Source organism: Frankia sp. CoBUL1 (assembly GCF_978021245.1).
Genome location: NZ_CDXDOS010000013.1, coordinates 14,444 through 33,614, shown reverse-complemented (window position 1 = coordinate 33,614; position 19,171 = coordinate 14,444). Strand labels below are relative to the sequence as shown.

The window sequence follows — 19,171 nt, the reverse complement described above, 5'->3', positions numbered from 1 at the left end:
GCACCGCCCCCGCCGGGGCCGGCTGTCGCCGGGGCCGACGCGGTGCGCAACGCCCCCGGGGACGGCAACGGCACCCTGGCGGATTCCGCTTCCGGCCCCGCCGGTTCCGGTGGCCGTCCGGCGCGCGCCCGCCGGCCACGCATCGTCTACGTCTTCGCGGTCCTGGCCGTCGGCTGGCTCCTGCTCGGCGGCGTCGGCGCGTCCTACCAGGGCAAGCTCGGTGAGGTCCAGAAGAACGACAATGCCGCCTACCTCCCGAACTCGGCCGAGTCGACCAAGGTCGACACCGCGTTGCGGCAGTTTCGCTCCGTGCGGACGATTCCCGGCTTCGTCGTCTACGACCGCCAGGGCGGGCTGACCGCGCAGGACAAAGCCAAGATCACCGCCGACGTGAGGTCCTTCGCCGGGATCCACGGGGTGGACGCCGGCCAGCTCGGGCCGCCCCAGTTCGCCCGCAACGGCGCTGTGGCCGCCGTGGCCGTGCCGCTCGTCGCCCAGGACGGCGGTCGCGAGGTCAAGGGTGATGAGCTCGTCGACGCCGAGAAGGCCGTCGTCGCGGCCGCCCGCGACGGGGCACCGGCCGGTCTCGCCGTGCACCCGGCCGGGCCGGGGGGTCTGCTCGTCGCCTTCATCGAGGCGTTCTCCGGCCTCGACGGGCTGTTGCTGCTCGCCGCGGGCCTCGTCGTCGTGGGCATCCTGCTGCTCGTCTATCGCAGCCCGGTGTTGTGGTTCTTCCCGCTGTTCAGCGCGGTGCTCGCGCTCGGCGTCTCGGCGCTGATCATCTATCCGTTGGCCAAGAACAACGTCCTCACCCTCAACGGACAGGGCCAGGGCATCCTGTCGGTGCTGGTCATCGGCGCCGGCACCGACTACGCGCTGCTGCTGGTGAGCCGCTATCGGGAGGAGCTGCACGCCTACCCCAGCCGGATCCAGGCGATGATCGTGGCCTGGCGGGGCACCGCTCCGGCGATTACCGCCTCGGCGGTGACGGTGATCCTCGGCCTGCTCTGCCTGAGCCTCGGGGAACTGAATTCCACCCGCAGCCTCGGGCCGGTGGCGGCGATCGGCATCGCCTGCACAGCCCTGATCATGCTGATCTTCCTGCCGGTGTTCCTGGTGATCGCCGGGCGCTGGATCTTCTGGCCTCGCATTCCCCGCGTCGATCACCAGGCCGATCTCGCCGGTCACGGTCTCTGGGCACGCTTCGCCGGAGGCCTCGTCCGCCGGGCCCGGTGGGCCTGGATCGTCACGACGGTCGTGTTGCTGGCCTGCTCGTCCCTGATCGTCACCCTGAAGGTCGACGGCCTGTCGACGACGGACAGCCTGACGGGGCGGCCGGAGGCGATCGTCGGCCAGGAGATCTTCGACGCCAACTTCAGCCAGGGGCAGGGCGCCCCGGCCGTCATCATCACCAACACCGTTGCCGCCGCGGACGTCATCGCCGCCGTCCGGAAGGTCGACGGCGTCGCCACCGCTCCCGGCTCGGTCTGCGTGGAGGTCGACTACGCCAAACTCGCCGCCCGGTTGGCGTCCGGTGGGCGTCCGGCGGCGAGGGGTTCCGACGGCTGCGCCCCGAAGTCGGTCCAGGTCGCCCCGGTTGACGGTCGAATCGCCATCGACGCCGCCATCGTCCACCGCTATGATACCGCCGAGGCTTACAACACGATCACTGCGATCCGACGGGTCGTCCGGGAGGTGCCCGGGGCGAACGCCCTGGTCGGTGGCCAGTCGGCGATCAATCTCGACACCCAGAACGCCTCGCGCCACGATCGCAACCTGATCATCCCGATCGTGCTGGTCGTCATCCTCCTCGTGCTCGGCGTCCTGTTGCGGGCGCTGCTCGCCCCGGTCCTCCTGATCGCGACGGTGGTGCTCTCGTTTGCCGCGACGCTGGGCGTGAGCGCGGTGGTGTTCAACCACGTCTTCGGGTTCGCCAACGCGGATCCAGGCTTCCCGCTGTTTGCGTTCATCTTCCTCGTCGCCCTGGGGATCGACTACAACATCTTCCTGATGACCAGGGTCCGGGAGGAGACCCTCATCCACGGCACCCGTAGCGGCATCGTGCGCGGCCTCGCGGTCACGGGCGGGGTCATCACCTCGGCCGGGATCGTCCTCGCCGGGACGTTCGCCGTGCTCGGCGTCCTCCCGCTGGTCTTCCTGGCCCAGGTGGGTTTCTCGGTAGCCTTCGGGGTGCTGCTGGACACGGTTCTGGTCCGCTCGGTCCTCGTGCCGGCGCTGAGCCATGACCTCGGTCCGAAGATCTGGTGGCCCTCGAAGCTCTCCTGACACGCACTCGCCCGGCCCGGCCTCCGCGCCAGGACCGAAGCCAACGCACGCTGTCGGCCCCCTCTCCTCGGCCGGAGGGTGCCGGACCCAGCCGCACGGGAACGGACTTTCGCTGCCGGTGAGGCGGGGCCGGGGACACCACGCGGGCAGCGGGGCTGGCTGCCGGGCCTTACGGGACGCTACGAGACACGCACGGGCATCGATGCTCAGCCGCGGACCGTGGAGGTACGGGCTTGGACGGCGTTGTCCCAGGCGATTTCCCAGGCGAGGAAGCGGGTGAGGACCTCGTCCAGGGCCACCTTGCCCTCGATGCGGGCCAGTGCGGCGCCGAGGCAGTGGTGGATGCCGTAGCCGAAGCTCAGGTGGCGGCCGATCTCGCGGCGGATGTCGAACTCCTCTATCGAGCCGCGGCCGCACCGGTAGGTCTGCCGGTCGGTCAGGTGGTCAGGTGATCTTTTCCAGCTGGACCGGTAGCCCGTCCCGTGGAACAGGCAGCGGGAAACGGTCTCATGAGATCCGGTAGCCCGGTGCCAGGCTCCACCGGTACCGCAGCAGCATCTGGTGCAGGATCGCCTTCACCTGCTGACCGGCGAAGTGCAGACCGATGCAGGTATGTGGCCCGCCACCGAACGGTTGCCAGGCGTAGGGATGTGCCTTGTCCTCGCGACGGTGGTCCGCGAACCGCTCCGGGTCGAACCGTTCCGGGCTCGGCCAGTACTCCGGCATCTGGTGGGTGAAGGCGAGCGCGAGGGCGGCCACGGTACCGGCGGGCACCGTGACGCCGAGCACGTCGATGTCTTTCACTGTGGCGCGCAGGAGGATCGGCACCGGCGTGACCAGGCGCAGCGCCTCCTTCATGACCAGAGCGAGTGACGGCAGCCGATCGAGGTCGGCATGGTCCACCGCTGGCGTGCCGAGGGCGAGCGACTCCTCGCGGCACCGCTGCTGCCACTCCGGATGCCGTGCCAAATAGTAGCTCATGCTGGTCATCGTGATCGTGGACGTGTCGTGCGCGGCCACCATCATCAGGATCATGTGGTTGACGACGTCGTCGTCGCTCAGCCTGCTGCCGTCCTCGGCCTCGGCGTGGCAGAGCCGGCTGAACATGTCGGTGCCGCTCCCGGCTCGTTTCGCGGGCACCCGCAGCCGCAGGAACTCCTCCAGGTACCGGCGCCCGGCCAAGCCACGCGACCAACGTAGCCCGGGTGCCGGCACGCGGACCACCGCGCCCGGCGCGCGGATGCAGGCGAACAGCGCGGCGTTGAACCGGTCGGCTTCCGGTCCCAGCCGTTCACCCATGAAGATCCGGGTCGCCAGTTCGAGGGTGAGCTGTTTGACCGCGGGATAAACCTGGAACCTCGCGCCCGGCCGCCACCCCGCGACGCCCCGTTCGATGGACGGGTTCATCCCGGCGAGATAGCCGCGCAGTCTGTCCGGGGCGAACGCGCCGGCGAGGATCCGACGGTGGTGGCGGTGCTCGTCAAAGTCGAGCATGCTCAGTCCGCGCCGAAAGAACGGTCCGGCTATCCGTTGCTGCCCCGGGCCGTTCGCGAATGCCTGCTCATGGTTGCGCAGCGCCAAGCCGGTGGCGTCCGGGCCGAGCAGGCTCACCACCCGCAGCCCGAAGGTCCGCTCCCATGACACCGGGCCATACCGGTCGTAGCGCTGCCGCCAGTGCTGGGCAGGGTCATGCAGATAGCGCAGGGTGTATCCCACCAGGGGCGGACCTCCGTCGCCCGGCACCGGTCCCCTGGAACCCCCCACCGCCATGAAACCCCTCACCGCCACGACGCTCTCACATCCTATTCAAAGGTTGCGACGCATCGGACGCATCGGACGCATCGTAGGAACCGTCGCGCGGGGACAGCTCGGCGAGCTGGGCCCGTACCCAGGCGGTCACGTCCGCGGCCGTGGGTTCGGCGGTGAGCGAGGTGAACACCACCGGACGGGCGCCGCGGGCCGCGGTCGCGTCCCGGGCCATGACGTCGAGGTCGGCGCCCACCAGGGGAGCCAGATCGGTCTTGTTGATGACCAGCAGGTCGCTGCCGGTCACCCCCGGTCCGCCCTTGCGGGGCACCTTGTCGCCCCCGGCGACGTCGACGACGAAGATCTGCCGGTCGATTAGCCCGTAGCTGAACGTCGCGGTGAGATTGTCGCCACCGGACTCGACGAGGACCAGGTCCAGGGGGCCGGTGTCGGCCTCCAGGTCCTCGACCATGCCAAGGTTCGTGGTGATGTCGTCGCGAATCGCGGTGTGCGGGCAGCAGCCGGTCTCGACCGCGCGGATCCGCTCGGGATCGAGCACGCCGGCCCGGCGCAGGAAGTCGGCGTCCTCGGTGATGTAGATGTCGTTCGTCACCACCCCGATGCGCAGGCTCGACGACAGGGCCCGGCACAGCGCGGCGACCAGGGCCTTCTTACCGCTGCCCACCGGGCCGCCGACCCCGATCCGCGGCGCCCGCCCGGCGCCGGCTGGCCCGGCGCTGGCTGGCCCCGCGTCAGCTGGCCCCGCGCTGGCCCGCCCGTCAGGTCTCTGGAACTCCTCATGTCCGAGGTGCATCGTCGCGCTTCTCCCGTTCGAGGGGCCCGCCGGTGCTCACGCGGCGTGCAGGGCCGGCAGCGCGATGCCGAGCTGGGCCCGTTCGAGGAACGCGCCCGGCATGGCGGTGAGCTCGGCGGGGGAGGGCTCGGCGCCGGCGCGGACGAGCAGGTCACCCAATGCCGCGATCATCACGCCGTTGTCCGTGCACCGCCGGCGGGCCGGTATCCGCAGCCGGATGCCGGTCTGCTCGCAGCGGCTGGCCGCCAGCGCCCGCAGCCGGCTGTTCGCCGCGACCCCGCCGACGATGAGCAGGTCACCGATCCCGTGGTCGAGGCAGGCCCGGACCGCCTTGGCGGTGAGAACGTCGACGACTGCCTCCTGGAAGGATGCGATCACATCGCCGGCCGGTACGGGGGAGTCGGGATGCGACTCGACCCATCGGGCGACGGCGGTCTTCAGCCCCGAGAACGAGAAGGTGTAGGGCGCGTCCGCCCGGCCGGTCAGCGGCCGGGGGAAGGCCAGCGCCGTTGCATCGTGGCCGACCGCGGCTCGGTCGACCGCGGGACCGCCCGGATAGGGCAGGCCGAGCACCCGGGCGACCTTGTCGAAGCACTCCCCGGCCGCGTCGTCAAGCGTGTCGCCGAGGTGGGTGATCGGGTCGCGAGCGAGGTCCCCCACCCGCAGCAGCGACGTGTGCCCGCCGGAGACGATCAGGGCAATGAGGGGATCGGGTAGCGGTTCGCCGTCGACGAGGTCCGCGGCGAGGTGACCGGCGAGATGGTGCACGCCGTAGAGGGGAACATCGAGCGCCGTGGCGTACGCCTTCGCCGCGGCCACCCCGACGTGCAGGGCGGTGGCGAGGCCGGGGCCGGCGGTGACCGCGACGGCGCCGATGTCCGCCGCGAACAGCCCCGCCGAGGACAGCGCCGCGCGCACGCAGGGCACCAGCGCCTGCACGTGTGCCCGGGCGGCGATCTCGGGGACCACCCCGCCGTAGCGGGCGTGCTGGTCCATGCTCGTCGACAGGGCCTCGCCCAGCAGCGTGCCGTTCCGGACGAGCCCCACCCCGGTCTCGTCGCAGGACGTCTCGATGCCCAGCACGACCGGGCCCTGCTCCGGCGGCATCCCCGCAGCCTCCTCGCGATAGTCGGTACCTGCGAGATTACGCCGGCGCGCGGTCCTCGCCGCGCCGCCGCGGACCCTCGTCATGCGGGTGCGAGGTCCCCGTCCACGGACGGGGACGTCACCGAACAGGCGCGGCACCGGCCGGCAAGGGCGGCGTGGTCGGGCTGCAGGGTGAACCCGACGGTGGTGGCGAGCCGACGCGCGACGTCGTCGAGCAGGTCCGCGGGCACGTCGAGGATCGTGCCGCAGGAGCGGCACCGGACGTGCAGGTGGGCGCCGCCGGTGAGGGCCGCCGCCAGGTGGTAGACGGCCGGCCCGTGGTCGGGGTGGACGTGGGTGACCAGGCCGAGGTCGCCGAGGGTCTCCACCGCGCGATAGACGGTGGTGCGGTGCATGCCCGGGACGATCGTCTCCGCCCGGGCGAAGACGTCGTCGACGGACAGGTGCTCGCTCGTGCCGGCGAGCACCTGGAGCACCGCCCGGCGGGCTGGGGTAACCCGCTCCCCGCGGGCGCGCAACGCGGCGATCCCGGCGGCGGACGGATCGCCACGCCGGCCGTCACGATCCGTCTGACTGTCCTTCACGATCCAGGTGTCCTTCACGATTCACGTGGCACAGTATCCCGCATGACCGTGCTCCCGATCCGCACCGTTGGTGATCCCGTTCTGCGCACTCCGACCACGCTGGTCACGGAGTTCGACACTGTGCTCGGTCGGCTGGTCACCGACATGATCGACACCATGTACGACGCGCCCGGGGTGGGGCTCGCCGCCCCGCAGATCGGGGTCGGGCTGCGCCTGTTCGTCTTCGACGTCGACTACGACCCGCGTGACGAGTCGGTGCCACGGGTGCCGCGGGTAGTGGTGAACCCGGTGCTGGAACTCGGCCCGGACCCGGGGCAGCCCGGGGAGACCCAGCAGCCCGGCCCGGAGGGATGCCTGTCCGTCCCGGGGCTGCACTTCCCGACCACGCAGGCGCTGGCCGCGCGGGTCCGCGGGGTGGACGTTACGGGGCAGCCGGTCGAGTACGCCGGCGAGGGCCTGCTTGCGCGCTGCTTCCAGCACGAGGTCGACCATCTCGACGGGATCCTCTACGTCGACCGGCTGACCGGGGAGGCGCGCCGTGCCGCCGTCCAGGCACTGCGCGAGCCGCCGCCGACCCCGGAGCAGGCACGGGCGGCCGGCGAGTACCTGCGGTCGCTGCGCCGGTCAGCCGGGTCGGTCCGGTGACGGTTAGGGCCGATCGGGTCGGTCCGGTGACGGTCTGACGCCGGTCGGGTCGCGCCGGGGACGGCCGCCGGTCGCCCGACGGGCTATCTTGGTATCCGCCTCGTCCTCGAGGATGCCACCGGCGAGTGCCCGTCTTCGAGGTGTCCCGTCTTCGATGTGTCCCATCCTGGAGATGCCCCGCTGAGTGGAGGAGTGGCTGCGGTGACCGAGGTCTCCGGCGGGCCGTACAAACGGCCGTTCCGGTTCAACATCCAGTGTTCCTCCCCCGCCGAGGTGAGCGCCCGGTCATGGGCCGACCTCGCCCACCGGGTCGAGGATCTCGGCTACGCGACGTTGACCGTCTCCGACCATCTCGACGAGCAGGTCGCACCGATCGCGGCGCTGATGGCCGCGGCCGACGCGACGACGACGCTGCGGATCGGCGCGATGGTGTTCAGCAACGACTACCGCCATCCGGTGGTGCTGGCCAAGGAGGCGGCGACCCTCGACGCGCTGTCCGGCGGACGGTTCGAACTCGGCCTCGGCGCCGGTTGGATGACCTCCGACTACTCCCGAGCCGGTCTGCCGCTCGACCCGCCGGGGGTGCGCATCGGCCGGCTCGCCGAGTCCCTCGCCGTCATCAAGGGGATGTTCGCCGACGGACCGTTCACCTACAGCGGCATCCACTACCAGGTCGCCGGCCTGAACGGGACGCCGAAGCCGGTGCAGCGGCCCCACCCGCCGATCGTGATCGGTGGTGGCGGGCGCCGGCTGCTGACCCTCGCTGCCCGCGAGGCCGACATCATCGGGCTGAACATGAACATGGCCGGCGGGGTGATCGACGCCTCGCTCGGCGCCAACGCGACGACGGCGGCGACCGAGGAGAAGGTCCGCTGGATCCGGGAGGCCGCCGGCGCCCGTTGGGACGATCTCACCCTTCAGGTCCGCGTCCACCTCGTCGTCGTCACCGACAACCGCACCCAGGTTGCCGAGCAGCTGGCCGCCGGGTTCGGGCTCACCTCCGAACAGGCGCTCGCGACCCCGCACGCGCTGTGCGGGTCGGTCGACGAGATCGTCGACGACCTCGTCGAGCGCCGCGAGCGCTTCGGCCTCAGCACGATCGGGGTCTCCCTGGACGCGTTGACCGCCATGGCGCCGATCGTCGAACGTCTCGCCGGCACCTGAGCGGTCCGCCGCCCTCCCCGAGCCGTTGTCCGCTGTCCGTCCCCGTCGAGGAGCCATCGTTGGTCACGCACATGAAGTGGTGGGGCTGGGGCAAGGAGAGTGTCTCCTTCAGCCCCAGTGACAAGCCCGACCTCGCGCCGTTCATCCGTACGCACATCGGGCTCGACATCACCCGCCTGCCGGCCCAGCCACCGGCCTTCGCGGACCTGACGATCGCGGACCCCGTGCTGCCGGAGTCGCTGCGCGCCGCGCTTGTCGACGCCGCCGGCGCGGAGCACGTCACCACCGACGCACAGGCGCGGGTCGTGCACGCCTATGGCAAGAGCCTGCGTGACCTCGTCCGGGTTCGTAACGACGACCTCGGCAGGCTGCCCGACGTCGTCGTCTACCCGGGAGACGAGGAGGCGGTCCGGGCGGTGCTGGCTGCGGCGCTGGCCGCGGACGCGGTCGTCATCCCGTTCGGCGGCGGCACCAACATCTCCGGCAGTCTTGAGGCGCCGCGCACCGAGACCCGCCCGGTGATCTCCGTCGACCTCGGCCGGCTCGACCGGGTGCTGGAGATCGACGCCGACGCCCGCCTCGCCCGCGTACAGGCCGGTGCCCTCGGCCCGGGTCTGGAGGAGCAGCTGGCCGCGCAGGGCTGGACGCTCGGCCACTTCCCGGACAGCTTCGCCCACTCCACCCTTGGCGGCTGGATCGCCACCCGCTCGTCGGGCATGCAGTCCGACAAGTACGGCGACATCGCGGAGATCACCAGGGCGGTGCGGGTCGTGACCCCCGCCGGGGTACTCGTCACCCGGCCCGTGCCCAGCCAGTCGACCGGTCCCAGCGTGCGGGAGATGATCCTCGGCAGCGAGGGGCGGCTCGGGATCATCACCGAGGCCACGGTGCAGGTGCACCGAGTGCCCGAGCAGCGCGTGATCCTCGGCTACTTCTTCCCGACCTGGGACGCGGCACTGCTGGCCATGCGGGAGATCGCCGCGAGCGAGGCCGCGCCGACGGTCACCCGGGTCTCCGACGCCAACGAGACGCGGTTCTCCTTCGCCACCCGCAAGCGCGGCTCCCTGGCCTCGAGTCTCGTCTCGGCCGGTATGAAGCAGTACCTGCGCCGGGTCCGCAGGTACGACCTCGACCAGATGTGCCTGTCGTTCATCGGCTTCGAGGGTTCACCCGCGCACGTCAAGGCCCAGCGCAAGCTGGTCGGGGCGATCGTCGCGCGCCGGGGCGGGATCTGTGTCGGCACCGGCCCGGGGCAGCTCTACGACCAGAAGAAGTTCGACACCCCGTACATCCGGGACTTCCTGCTCGGCCAGGGCGCGATGGCCGACGTGTCGGAGACGTCGACGTCCTGGTCGCAGCTCGGCCCGCTGTACCGGGGGGTGGTCGCGCGGGCGAACAAGGCGTTCGCCGAGATCGGTGTGACCGGTTGGATCATGTGCCACCTGTCGCACTCGTACCACTCCGGGGCCTGCCTGTACTTCACGTTCGCCTATGCCTCCCCGGTGACGCTGGAGGCGATCGACGGGTACGACACGGTGAAGTCCGCGATCCAGCAGGGCTTCATCGAGCATGCCGGCACCCTGTCCCACCACCACGCGGTCGGCGTCGAGCACGCGCGCTGGCTTGCCGACGACATCTCACCAGCCGGCGTGCGCCTGCTCACGGCGCTGTTCGACGGCATCGACCCGGGCTGCAACCTCAACCCCGGCAAGATCGTCCCAGGGGTGGACGTCGCCCCGGGCCTGGCGGCTACGGTGGGCCCGGATTCGGTGAGCCCGGATTCGGTGAGCCCGGCCGGGTCCGATCCGCGCTGAGATGCGCACGATCCTCGTCATTGGCATCGGTGCCGGCGACCCCGACCAGCTGACGATCCAGGCCGTCAAGGCGCTGAATCGGGCCGACGTCTTCTTCGTCCTGGACAAGGGGGCGGCGAAGGAGGACCTGGTCCGGCTGCGGCGGGAGATCCTCGACCGGCACGTCGAGGGGAACGGCTACCGGATCGTCGAGGCCCGTGCCCCGAGCCGCGACCGGTCCTCGACGGACTACACCGCCGCCGTCGAGGACTGGCATTCCCGCCGGGCCGCACTGTACGAGCGGATGATGCTCGACGAGCTGGGCGAGGATGGCTGCGGGGCGTTCCTGGTCTGGGGTGATCCGTCGCTGTACGACAGCACGCTGCGCATCATCGACCGGATCGTGGCGCGGGGCGTGGTGCGGTTCGACTACGAGGTGATCCCGGGGATCACCAGCGTGCAGGCGCTCGCCGCCCGCCACCGGCTGATCCTGAACCGGATCGGCGGCCCGGTCGAGATCACGACCGGTCGCCGGCTCGCCGCCGGATTCCCGCCGGGGGTCGACGACGTCGTCGTCATGCTCGATGCCGAGAACACCTTCCTGACCCTGCCGGCCGACGACGTCGACATCTACTGGGGCGCCTACCTCGGCACCCCGGACGAGGTCCTGCTGCACGGTCCGGTCGCCGAGGTCGGCGGGCTGATCGAGCGGACCCGCGCCGAGGCCCGCGAGCGTAAAGGCTGGATCATGGATACCTACCTGCTCCGCCGCCGTGAGGAAAGTGGCCGGTGAGAACCGTGGAGACGGCCGGGGGAATGTCCGATGAAGCTGCACGAGGTGCGCGCCCGCCGGTCCGTCGAGGCGCCGCCCCGGCGTGACCAGCTTGCCTGGAAGATCGCCGAGGTCGCCGCCGAGCGGGTGCCGGTGCCGCCGGAGGTCGTCGAGATGATCGGCAACCGGATCATCGACAACGCGGCGGTCGCCGCGGCGGCGCTGACCCGCGGCCCGGTCGTCGCGGCCCGCGACCAGGCGCTCGCCCATCCGTACACCCCGGGAGCGACGGTCGTCGGCGTCGAGCGGGCAGTACGGGTGTCGCCGGAGTGGGCGGCCTGGGCGAACGGCGTCGCCGTGCGGGAACTGGACTTCCACGACACCTACCTGGCCGCGGACTACTCCCATCCGGGCGACAACATCCCCCCGGTGCTCGCCGTCGCGCAGCACACCGGCCGCGGTGGCGCCGAGCTGGTCCACGGGATCGCCACCGCGTACGAGATCCAGGTCGACCTGGTGACCGGCATCTGCCTGCACGAACACCGCATCGACCACATCGCCCACCTGGGCCCCTCCGCCGTCGCCGGGATCGGTGCCCTGCTCGGCCTGCCCCCCGAGCCGATCTACCAGGCCGTCGGCCAGGCGTTGCACACGACAACGACCACCCGTCAGGCCCGCAAGGGCGAGATCTCCACCTGGAAGGCGTACGCCCCGGCCTTCGCCGGCAAGACGGCAGTGGAGGCGGTCGACCGGGCGATGCGCGGCCAGACCTCGCCGGCGCCGATCTACGAGGGGGAGGACGGGGTCGTCGCCTGGCTGCTCGGCGGCCCGGACGCGGTGTACCGGGTGGCGCTGCCGGAACCCGGCGAGCCCCGTCGGGGCATCCTCGCCACCTATCCCAAGGAGTACTCCGCCGAGTACCAGAGCCAGGCGCTGATCGACCTGGCCCGCCGGCTGCGTACCCGGCTGCCCGGGACCGGCCCATCTCTCGGGACCGGCCCGTCCACGGCCTCCTTCGAGGTCGACGTCGCGGCGATCCGCCAGATCGTCATCCACACCAGCCATCACACGCATCACGTGATCGGCACCGGCGCCGGGGATCCGCAGAAGACCGATCCGACCGCGAGCCGGGAGACGCTCGACCATTCGATCATGTATATCTTCGCGGTGGCCCTGCAGGACGGGACGTGGCACCACGAACGTTCCTACGCCCCCGAACGGGCCGCCCGGCCCGACACCGTCGCGCTGTGGCATCGGATCCGCACGGTGGAGGATCCGCAGTGGACCCGCCGTTACCACGCGACCGACCCGGCCGAGCGGGCCTTCGGCGGGCGGGTGGAGGTCACGCTTGTTGACGGGACGTCGATCGTGGACGAGATCGCCGTCGCCGACGCGCATCCGGCCGGGGCCCGGCCGTTCCGGCGTGCGGACTACGTCGCCAAGCTGCGTACGCTCGCCGAGGGGGTCGTGTCGGCCGCCGAACAGGACCGGTTCCTCGACCTGGTCGGCCGGCTCGACACCCTGACCCCGGCCGAGCTCGCCGGGCTGACCCTCGTCGCCGACGCGCTTGCCCTGGAAACGGGCGGGACGAGGGGGGTCTTCGCATGATGGTGCCGGCCGGCCCGTCGCGGACAAGCGGCGGATGCTGCGGACGGGTCTCGTCTCCGGCCGCCTGCAACGCTGGCCGGGCGCGTTCGTCCCGCTGGTCGCGATGAGCATCGAACGGACCGGTTTCGACGGCGTCTACGTCTCGGGGGCGGCGCTGTCCGCGGCGCTGGGACTGCCCGACGTCGGGCTGACGACGCTGACCGAGGTCGCCGCGAGTGCCGGGCAGATCGCCCGGGTCACCGACCTGCCGACCCTCGTCGACGCCGACACGGGATTCGGTGAGCCGCTGAACGTGCACCGCACGATCGGGCTGCTCGAGGACGCCGGGCTCGCCGGCTGTCACCTGGAGGACCAGGTCAACCCGAAGCGCTGCGGCCACCTGGACGACAAGGCGGTCGTCGGGCGCGACGAGATGGTGCGCCGCCTGCGCGCCGCGGTGGCGGCCCGCCGCGACGACGCCTTCGTGCTCTGCGCCCGCACCGACGCCGTCGCCGTGGAGGGGTTGACCGCGGCGATTGACCGGGCCCGTGCCTACGTTGACGCCGGCGCTGACATGATCTTCCCGGAGGCGCTCGCCGACGAGCGGTCGTTCGCGGCGTTCCGGGCCGCCGTCGACGTGCCGATCCTCGCGAACATGACCGAGTTCGGGAAGTCGCCGCTGCTCACCGCGGCGCAGCTGACGGACCTCGGGGTCAATGCCGTCGTCTATCCGGTGACGACGCTGCGCCTGGCGATGGGCGCGATCATCCGGGGGCTCGCGACGCTCGCCGCCGAGGGCACCCAGGCCGACCTGGTCCCGGCGATGCAGACCCGCGCGGAGCTCTACGACCTGCTCGACTACGCCGGCTACGGCGCCGCTGACATCCTTTGACATCAAGGCTGCCATCCGTCGCAGGGCGGGGACCAGCGTCGCCACCGCAGCCATCACACGATAGCCCGCCGGGGGCGTCCCGGACCTGTCAAGGTCGAAAGCGCTCATGGCGGTCACGCACCGCAGCCGGGGGTCGATCGCCTCAAGTTCCGCGCAGCTGTCGATGCCCCAGGAGACGGTCGCCCCGGCGGCTGCACCCCCGACGGGGCAGACTAGGCGGCATGGCGAGTGCGTCCACGACCCCCCCCGACCGCACCGGTGGCCTGCGCCTGCCGGTGACCGCCCCCTCCGCGGAGGGCGAGGTGGTCGAGCTCTGTCGGGAGATGCTCCGCTTCGAGTCGGTCAACCGCGGCAACGGCGACGGCAACGAGCGCCCGATCGCGGAGTACGTCGCGGCGAAGATCGCGGAGGTGGGCCTCGAGCCGACCCTGCTGGAGTCGGCCCCGGGCCGCACCAGCGTGGTGACCCGGGTGGAGGGGGCGGATCCCTCGCGTGCGCCGCTGCTCGTCCACGGTCATCTCGACGTGGTGCCGGCGGATGCCAGCGAGTGGCGCCTGCCGCCGTTCGCTGGCGATGAGGCCGACGGCTGCCTGTGGGGTCGGGGCGCGGTGGACATGAAGGACATGGACGCGATGACCCTCGCGGTCATCCGCGACATCGTCCGCACCGGCCGCAGGCCACCCCGGGACCTCGTCGTCGCCTTCGTCGCGGACGAGGAGGCCGGCGGCGTCCTCGGGGCGCGCTGGCTCGTCGAGAACCATCCCGACCTGTTTGCCGACTGCTCCGAGGCGATCAGCGAGGTCGGTGGGTTCTCCTACACCGTCTCCGACGACCTGCGCCTTTACCTCATCGAGACGGCGGAGAAGGGCATCGCCTGGATGAAGCTGACCGCTGCCGGCCGGGCCGGCCACGGTTCGATGATCAGCGATGACAACGCGGTGACGGCGCTGTGCGAGGCGGTGGCGAGGCTCGGCCGGCACACCTTCCCGCTGGTCATGACCCCGACGGTCCGGGTGTTCCTGAACTCCCTCGGGGAGGCGCTCGGCATCGAGTTCGACCTGGACGACCTGGAGGCGACCGTCGCGAAGCTCGGCCCGATCGCCCGGATGATCGGTGCCACGTTGCGTAACACCGCCAACCCGACCCAGCTCGAGGCCGGTCACAAGGTCAACGTGATCCCGGGCGAGGCCACCGCCTACGTCGATGGTCGCTATCTGCCCGGTCAGGAGGAGGAGTTCATCCGCCAGCTCGACGAGATCCTCGGGCCGGACATCCGTCGCGAATGGGTCGTCCACGACCAGGCGTTGGAGACCAGCTTCGACGGCGCGCTGGTGGAGGCGATGGCCGCGTCGCTGCGCGCCGAGGACCCGATTGCCCGGGCCGTGCCCTACATGCTCTCCGGCGGCACGGACGCGAAGTCCTTCTCCCGGCTCGGCATCCGCTGCTTCGGGTTCTCCCCGTTGCTGCTGCCGCCCGACCTGGACTTCTCCGGCATGTTCCACGGGGTGGACGAACGGGTGCCGCTCGACTCGCTGCGCTTCGGCGTCCGCGTCCTCGACCGCTTCCTGCACGCCTGCTGACCGGACCTGCCGGTACGGACCTGCTGACCTGAACCTTCCGGTACGGCTTGACGAGATGCCGCTGTCCGCGCGCGGGGCACCAGCCGCGTAGGAGCCATCGTCGATGCATGACATGATGGGGGTATGGCTGGCGATCCGCTGTCCAGCATCGGCCTCGGAGCTCCGCTGGACGCGGACGCGGACCATCCCCGGGCCACTTACGCCTATCTCGTGCAGGCCAGCCGGGACGGCAGCGTATGGATCGCCGATCGGGCCGAGCCGTCCGGGGGCATCGAGGTCAGCGTGTTGTCCGCGCTGGAGGTCGCCCGGCAGGTTCTGCGTCGCCGGTTTGTGCAGCTGCGGGCCGATGACAGCGCCCATTGGAGCGATCACTGGTTCCGGGTCGACGTCTGGACGGTGGGGCGGCCCCGGAAGGCGGATACCGGCGACGCCGGAGCCGACGCACCTGGAGCCGAGGTGCCGGCCGGATGGGCGTTGTCGGGACGGCATCTGCAGACCCGGGGGATCGCTCCGGACATGGTCGAGGTGCGCACGCCCTCCCAGGTCCGCTGCCAGGTGGGCAGATAGCCGGGCAGGCCGCCGGGGCGCCGACGGCGGCGCAGCACTACCCGCCGGGAGCCATCCGGGAACAGCCGTAGGCGTTCGAGCTCCCAGTGGCCGAACTCGGCGTGCATCGTGAGGATCTGAACGGCTGCCCGGCGGTCCGTACCCGGCGGCAGGTACAGCCGCTGGTACTCCAGCTCTACTCCATCCAATGCGGCCTGACCTCGTGGTTGCGAGCGGAGGATGACCGGCTGCGTGTGGCGTGGTGTGGTGTGGCGTGGGATGGCGACCGATCATCGTGCGGTCCCCCTCTACGTTAACCGTATCGCCATCTTCTGGAAGGGCTTCTGGAAGCGCTCGCGAGATGATGCGGGCCCAGCGCCATCCACCGACGCGCGGCCGGTGGTCAGGGTACGGCCGGTGGTCAGGGCACGTAGGAGAGGGTGAAGGCCAGCGTCGCGTAGAGGGTCATCGCGGCCGTGGTGGCGGCGAGCGTGAAGGTGAAGATCTCCCGCCGGGCGGTGACGAGCGCGGCGACCAGCAGGAACGGGAACGCCCCGTAGACGTACCGCTCGGCGGAGTCCAGGTTGCTGCCGGTCAGCACGACAGCCAGGACCAGGGCGCTCCACACCGGGTACGACGCTGGCAGCCGGCGCGCCATGACCACCAGCCCCACGAGCGCCAGGAGCAGCCACGGCACGTGCAGCGCTGTGCCCAGCTCGCCGGAGAAGGCGCCCCGCGCCGCGTCCCACAGCACCGCCAGCGGGTTCGAGCTGCTGCCGTGACGTGCCGCGTCGCGCTGCAGCGTGAACGGCGCCAGCCCGTCACCGTAGGAGTGCGCCGACCACAGCAGGTAGATGCCGGCGCCGGCCACCGGGGCGAGCACGGCGAGTAGCCGACGCAGCCCGTCGCGGGCGGTGAGCGTTCCAGCCGTAGGTGTGGTGGCCGGCGTGCCGGGGCCGTGGCCAGGGCCGAGCCGGCGGACGAGCGGCCAAGGCAGCCCCCGGGCCGCCTCGAGAAGCACCGGCACCGCGAGAATCAGACCGAGGGGGCGACACAGGCCGCCGAGCAGGCCGGCCACGGCCGCCAGTTCCCAGCGCCCGCTGCGGGCACCGAGGAACACCGCCACGGCCAGCAGCCCGGCGAGTGCCTCGGCGTACCCCATGACCAGGACGAAGGCGGGTGGAGCCAGCGCGGCGAGCCAGATGAGCCGGGTGGTCGCCTCCGGGGCGAACCCCTCGAACCGGGCGAGCCCCACCAGCAGCAGCGCGAAGACCAACGCGCACACGTTGACCACGACCAGGAGCACGACGCCGACGTGGGCGTCGGCCCCCGGCAGCTTCGACAACCCCCGCACGAGCAGCGGCAGCAGGGGAAAGAACCGGCGGCTCTCGGCCCCAGCGCCGCTGTACCCGACCTCGGCAATCGTCTTGTACCACCCGGCGTCCCAACCGAGCAGGTCGGTGGTGCTCAGCTGCGCGCCCTGCTGCCCGCGGGCGTTGTCGGCGATGTACCTGGTCAGCGCCAGTGCCGCACCGACCGCCAGCCGGGCCGCGAGCCAGGCGAGCACGACCTCGCGCAGTTGCCAGCGGTCCTCCCAGCGGGTGGCCGCATGCCGGCCGCCCATGCCGCCACCTGCCCGATGATCATCCGGCAGGGCCTCGATCGCGGTCAAGAGGCCCGGAACCGCAGCAGCGCGTAGTTCTCGTAGACCTTGGCCGGCAGACCCTGCTTCATGACCTCGTCCGCGAGTGGCCGGGCCTCCTGCAGGGTGGTGCGCACCACCCTGCACAGCTCCTCGTAGGTGCGGTATGACCCGGAACCGGCGAGAAAGACGGTGTGTTCCGGACCGGCCTCGGCGAGGGCGCGCCGGGCGATCGCGACCCCGTTGGCCGATTCGTTGCGCTGCTCGTAGTCGACCCAGTCGACCCGATCCGGCGGTGCGTAGGTCGGCACGACGTACACCTTCATCCAGTTCGGCACGGTACGGGCGAGGCCCGGTCCGAGCTGGTCCGGGCAGACCAGCATCACATCACCGGGCCGGGCGGTCCGCTCGAGGACCTGCGCGGCCTCGGTGGCCTGGCTCCGCTCCCGGTGGATGTCGAAGGTCCCGGCGAGCAGACCGGTCAGGGCCGCGACGGCGACCACTCCATGGAACACCCGCCGATCGGTGATGATCGTCGCGCCGAGCCCGATGACCAGCAGGAACGGCACGAAGGCGGTGGCGGTGTAGCGGTCGGCCCAGGCGTTGCCGACCACCTTGCCCGCCGTCACCGCGACGACGAGTGTGCCGGTGGCCAGCAGGAACAGGGTCCGACCCGGTTCGAGACCACGCAGATCGAGAAGGATGAACCGGCTACCCGCGGGCCGACCGGCGATGCCGGCGGCGGCGAGACCAGTGATCAGGAACAGCAACAGGCGACCCAGGGTCGTCGGGCCGCCGGCCCACTGGCCGTAGGCGTGGGAGATCGCGGCATAGCTGGCGGGCTCGCCCCAGGGGGTGCCGGTGTGGGCAAGCTGGTCGAAGAAGTCGGGCAGCCACGGGGCGAAGACCAGCCCGCCACCGACGATGCCGAGCAGCCCGAAGACCGGCCCTCGCCGCTGCGGGGTGAGGAAACGGGTCGGTGTCCGGTGACTGTGGGGGGCGCCCCGGCCCCGGTTTCCCGGGCTTCCCGGGGCGGAACGGTATCCGGGTACACCTGTCGGGCCCGGATCGTCCGCCGAGGCGGTCATGCCGCCCGGCACACCCGCCGGGTCCGCCGCGCCCGCCCCGCGCCGGATCTGGCGCGCGACCCACCACGGACGGGCCACCAGCAGCAGGACCAGCCACGTTCCGACCGTAAGCAGCAGGTAGAGGCACCAGTAATGGGTCAGCGCCAGGCCTCCCGCGCAGAGCGCCAGGGCGATCGTCGATCTGATCGACGGTGCCCGCAGGACACGCTCCAACGCCAGTCCACCCAACGCGGTGAGCAACACGATGAGGCTGTACATCCGGGTCTCGGTCCCGAAGTACAACGCGAACGGCGACGTGAGGTACAGCACGACGCTGACCCGCGCCGCCCGCTCGCCGACCACGCGGCGGGCGAGCAGGAACAGTGGCCACGCCGCACCGATGTTGATCAGCGCGGACAGGGACCGGACCGCGAAGGTGCCCTCGCCGAAAGCTTTGATCCAGCCGTGGAGCACCAGGTAGTACAACGGCGGTGAGCCGTCCCGTAGCAAGCCGTTCCACATCGTGAAGGCCGACCCACGCAGGGGCAGGCGGGCGATGGCGACGCTCTGCGCCTCGTCCAGCCAGAGTGCCTGGCTGGCGGTGAACCGCACGATCACCGAGACGGCGAGGAGCACCCCCATCACCGCGGTGAAGATCCGTCCCGCACGGCCGGATGCGTTCCCGGCCTGGTCGACCGGCTCGGGGATCTGCTCCGCCGGCCGGACCGCGACATCCGTCACGGTCAGTCCCTTCCGTCCACATTGACCGGACTGCGACGGGCCGGCCGGTAGACGATCGGCCGGCCGGGCAGGGCCGCATCCGGTACCAGGCTCGCGTGGCGCGCCCCTACGCCTCGATGATGTTCCGGATGGGTGATGGGACGCGGCCCGTCCCATCACCCATCCGATCCGTACCCGGTAATACCGGGTACGTCCCCGGTCATGC

General features: G+C 71.4%; 15 protein-coding genes and 2 pseudogenes. 9 read left to right on the top strand and 8 right to left on the bottom strand.

From position 1 onward, the window contains the following. On the top strand, positions 1-2,286 hold a 2,286-nt coding region (locus AC08OX_RS02865), incomplete at its 5' end, for an MMPL family transporter (protein ID WP_476606365.1). Positions 2,287-2,492: 206 nt separating this feature from the next. On the opposite strand, the pseudogene AC08OX_RS02860 reads toward AC08OX_RS02865, so the two are convergent. The 5 genes and pseudogenes from AC08OX_RS02860 to AC08OX_RS02840 all read right to left on the bottom strand — a co-directional run. Continuing rightward, positions 2,493-2,684, bottom strand: a pseudogene (locus AC08OX_RS02860) (cytochrome P450); the annotation flags it as partial. Between the two features lie 109 nt (positions 2,685-2,793). Continuing rightward, entirely contained in the window at positions 2,794-4,002 is a 1,209-nt protein-coding gene (locus AC08OX_RS02855) for a cytochrome P450 (RefSeq protein WP_476606364.1), read from the bottom strand. 79 nt (positions 4,003-4,081) lie between these two features. Further along, positions 4,082-4,846 carry an urease accessory protein UreG gene (gene ureG / locus AC08OX_RS02850; RefSeq protein ID WP_476606363.1) on the bottom strand — a complete coding sequence of 255 codons (765 nt, stop codon included), beginning with the start codon at positions 4,844-4,846 and terminating at the stop codon, positions 4,082-4,084. A gap of 36 nt (positions 4,847-4,882) precedes the next feature. Beyond that, the gene (tsaD, locus tag AC08OX_RS02845; RefSeq protein WP_476606362.1) at positions 4,883-5,953 is read right to left on the bottom strand and encodes a tRNA (adenosine(37)-N6)-threonylcarbamoyltransferase complex transferase subunit TsaD; all 1,071 of its coding nucleotides are present in this window, start codon (positions 5,951-5,953) and stop codon (positions 4,883-4,885) included. Positions 5,954-6,033: 80 nt separating this feature from the next. Further along, a complete protein-coding gene (locus AC08OX_RS02840) occupies positions 6,034-6,537 on the bottom strand; it encodes a Fur family transcriptional regulator (RefSeq protein WP_023841051.1) in 504 nt (167 codons plus the stop codon). Positions 6,538-6,579: 42 nt separating this feature from the next. On the opposite strand from AC08OX_RS02840, the gene def reads away from it, so the two are divergent. The 8 genes from def (at position 6,580) to AC08OX_RS02800 (ending at position 15,537) form a co-directional block, all read left to right on the top strand. Further along, complete coding sequence (gene def, locus AC08OX_RS02835; RefSeq protein WP_476606361.1) at positions 6,580-7,182, top strand: peptide deformylase; 603 nt, start codon at positions 6,580-6,582, stop codon at positions 7,180-7,182. Between the two features lie 201 nt (positions 7,183-7,383). Then, positions 7,384-8,346, top strand: coding sequence for an LLM class F420-dependent oxidoreductase (locus tag AC08OX_RS02830; RefSeq protein WP_476606360.1), 963 nt, complete (start codon positions 7,384-7,386; stop codon positions 8,344-8,346). Between the two features lie 59 nt (positions 8,347-8,405). Beyond that, on the top strand, positions 8,406-10,160 hold the full coding sequence (locus AC08OX_RS02825) for an FAD-binding oxidoreductase (RefSeq protein ID WP_476606359.1): 1,755 nt from the start codon (positions 8,406-8,408) through the stop codon (positions 10,158-10,160). A 1-nt stretch (position 10,161) separates the two neighbouring features. Continuing rightward, the gene (gene cobF / locus AC08OX_RS02820; RefSeq protein ID WP_476606358.1) at positions 10,162-10,932 is read left to right on the top strand and encodes a precorrin-6A synthase (deacetylating); all 771 of its coding nucleotides are present in this window, start codon (positions 10,162-10,164) and stop codon (positions 10,930-10,932) included. Between the two features lie 30 nt (positions 10,933-10,962). Further along, positions 10,963-12,519 carry an MmgE/PrpD family protein gene (locus tag AC08OX_RS02815; RefSeq protein WP_476606357.1) on the top strand — a complete coding sequence of 519 codons (1,557 nt, stop codon included), beginning with the start codon at positions 10,963-10,965 and terminating at the stop codon, positions 12,517-12,519. A 34-nt stretch (positions 12,520-12,553) separates the two neighbouring features. After that, on the top strand, positions 12,554-13,390 hold the full coding sequence (gene prpB, locus AC08OX_RS02810) for a methylisocitrate lyase (protein ID WP_476606356.1): 837 nt from the start codon (positions 12,554-12,556) through the stop codon (positions 13,388-13,390). A 221-nt stretch (positions 13,391-13,611) separates the two neighbouring features. Next, positions 13,612-14,970, top strand: a complete 1,359-nt coding sequence (locus AC08OX_RS02805) for a M20/M25/M40 family metallo-hydrolase (protein WP_476606355.1) — start codon at positions 13,612-13,614, stop codon at positions 14,968-14,970. Between the two features lie 123 nt (positions 14,971-15,093). Then, positions 15,094-15,537, top strand: a complete 444-nt coding sequence (locus AC08OX_RS02800; protein ID WP_476606354.1) for a hypothetical protein — start codon at positions 15,094-15,096, stop codon at positions 15,535-15,537. On the opposite strand, the pseudogene AC08OX_RS02795 reads toward AC08OX_RS02800, so the two are convergent. The 3 genes and pseudogenes from AC08OX_RS02795 to AC08OX_RS02785 all read right to left on the bottom strand — a co-directional run. Next, positions 15,525-15,725 (bottom strand): annotated as a pseudogene (locus AC08OX_RS02795) (DUF5703 family protein); the annotation flags it as partial. The gene AC08OX_RS02800 and the pseudogene AC08OX_RS02795 overlap by 13 nt on opposite strands. A gap of 212 nt (positions 15,726-15,937) precedes the next feature. Further along, positions 15,938-17,188 (bottom strand): hypothetical protein, encoded by a 1,251-nt coding sequence (locus tag AC08OX_RS02790; RefSeq protein ID WP_476606353.1) that lies wholly within the window; start codon positions 17,186-17,188, stop codon positions 15,938-15,940. Beyond that, positions 17,185-18,966, bottom strand: a complete 1,782-nt coding sequence (locus tag AC08OX_RS02785; RefSeq protein WP_476606352.1) for a glycosyltransferase family 39 protein — start codon at positions 18,964-18,966, stop codon at positions 17,185-17,187. Before AC08OX_RS02785 ends, AC08OX_RS02790 begins: the two co-directional genes overlap by 4 nt. Positions 18,967-19,171 lie beyond the last annotated feature (205 nt).

Excerpts from the sequence above, each read along its gene's own strand:
- AC08OX_RS02805 (WP_476606355.1), top strand. The coding sequence starts at position 13,612 with ATGGCGAGTGCGTCCACGACCCCCCCCGACCGCACCGGTGGCCTGCGC.
- ureG (WP_476606363.1), bottom strand. The coding sequence starts at position 4,846 with ATGCACCTCGGACATGAGGAGTTCCAGAGACCTGACGGGCGGGCCAGC.
- AC08OX_RS02815 (WP_476606357.1), top strand. The coding sequence starts at position 10,963 with ATGAAGCTGCACGAGGTGCGCGCCCGCCGGTCCGTCGAGGCGCCGCCC.
- cobF (WP_476606358.1), top strand. The coding sequence starts at position 10,162 with ATGCGCACGATCCTCGTCATTGGCATCGGTGCCGGCGACCCCGACCAG.
- def (WP_476606361.1), top strand. The coding sequence starts at position 6,580 with ATGACCGTGCTCCCGATCCGCACCGTTGGTGATCCCGTTCTGCGCACT.
- AC08OX_RS02800 (WP_476606354.1), top strand. The coding sequence starts at position 15,094 with ATGGCTGGCGATCCGCTGTCCAGCATCGGCCTCGGAGCTCCGCTGGAC.
- tsaD (WP_476606362.1), bottom strand. The coding sequence starts at position 5,953 with ATGCCGCCGGAGCAGGGCCCGGTCGTGCTGGGCATCGAGACGTCCTGC.
- prpB (WP_476606356.1), top strand. The coding sequence starts at position 12,554 with ATGCTGCGGACGGGTCTCGTCTCCGGCCGCCTGCAACGCTGGCCGGGC.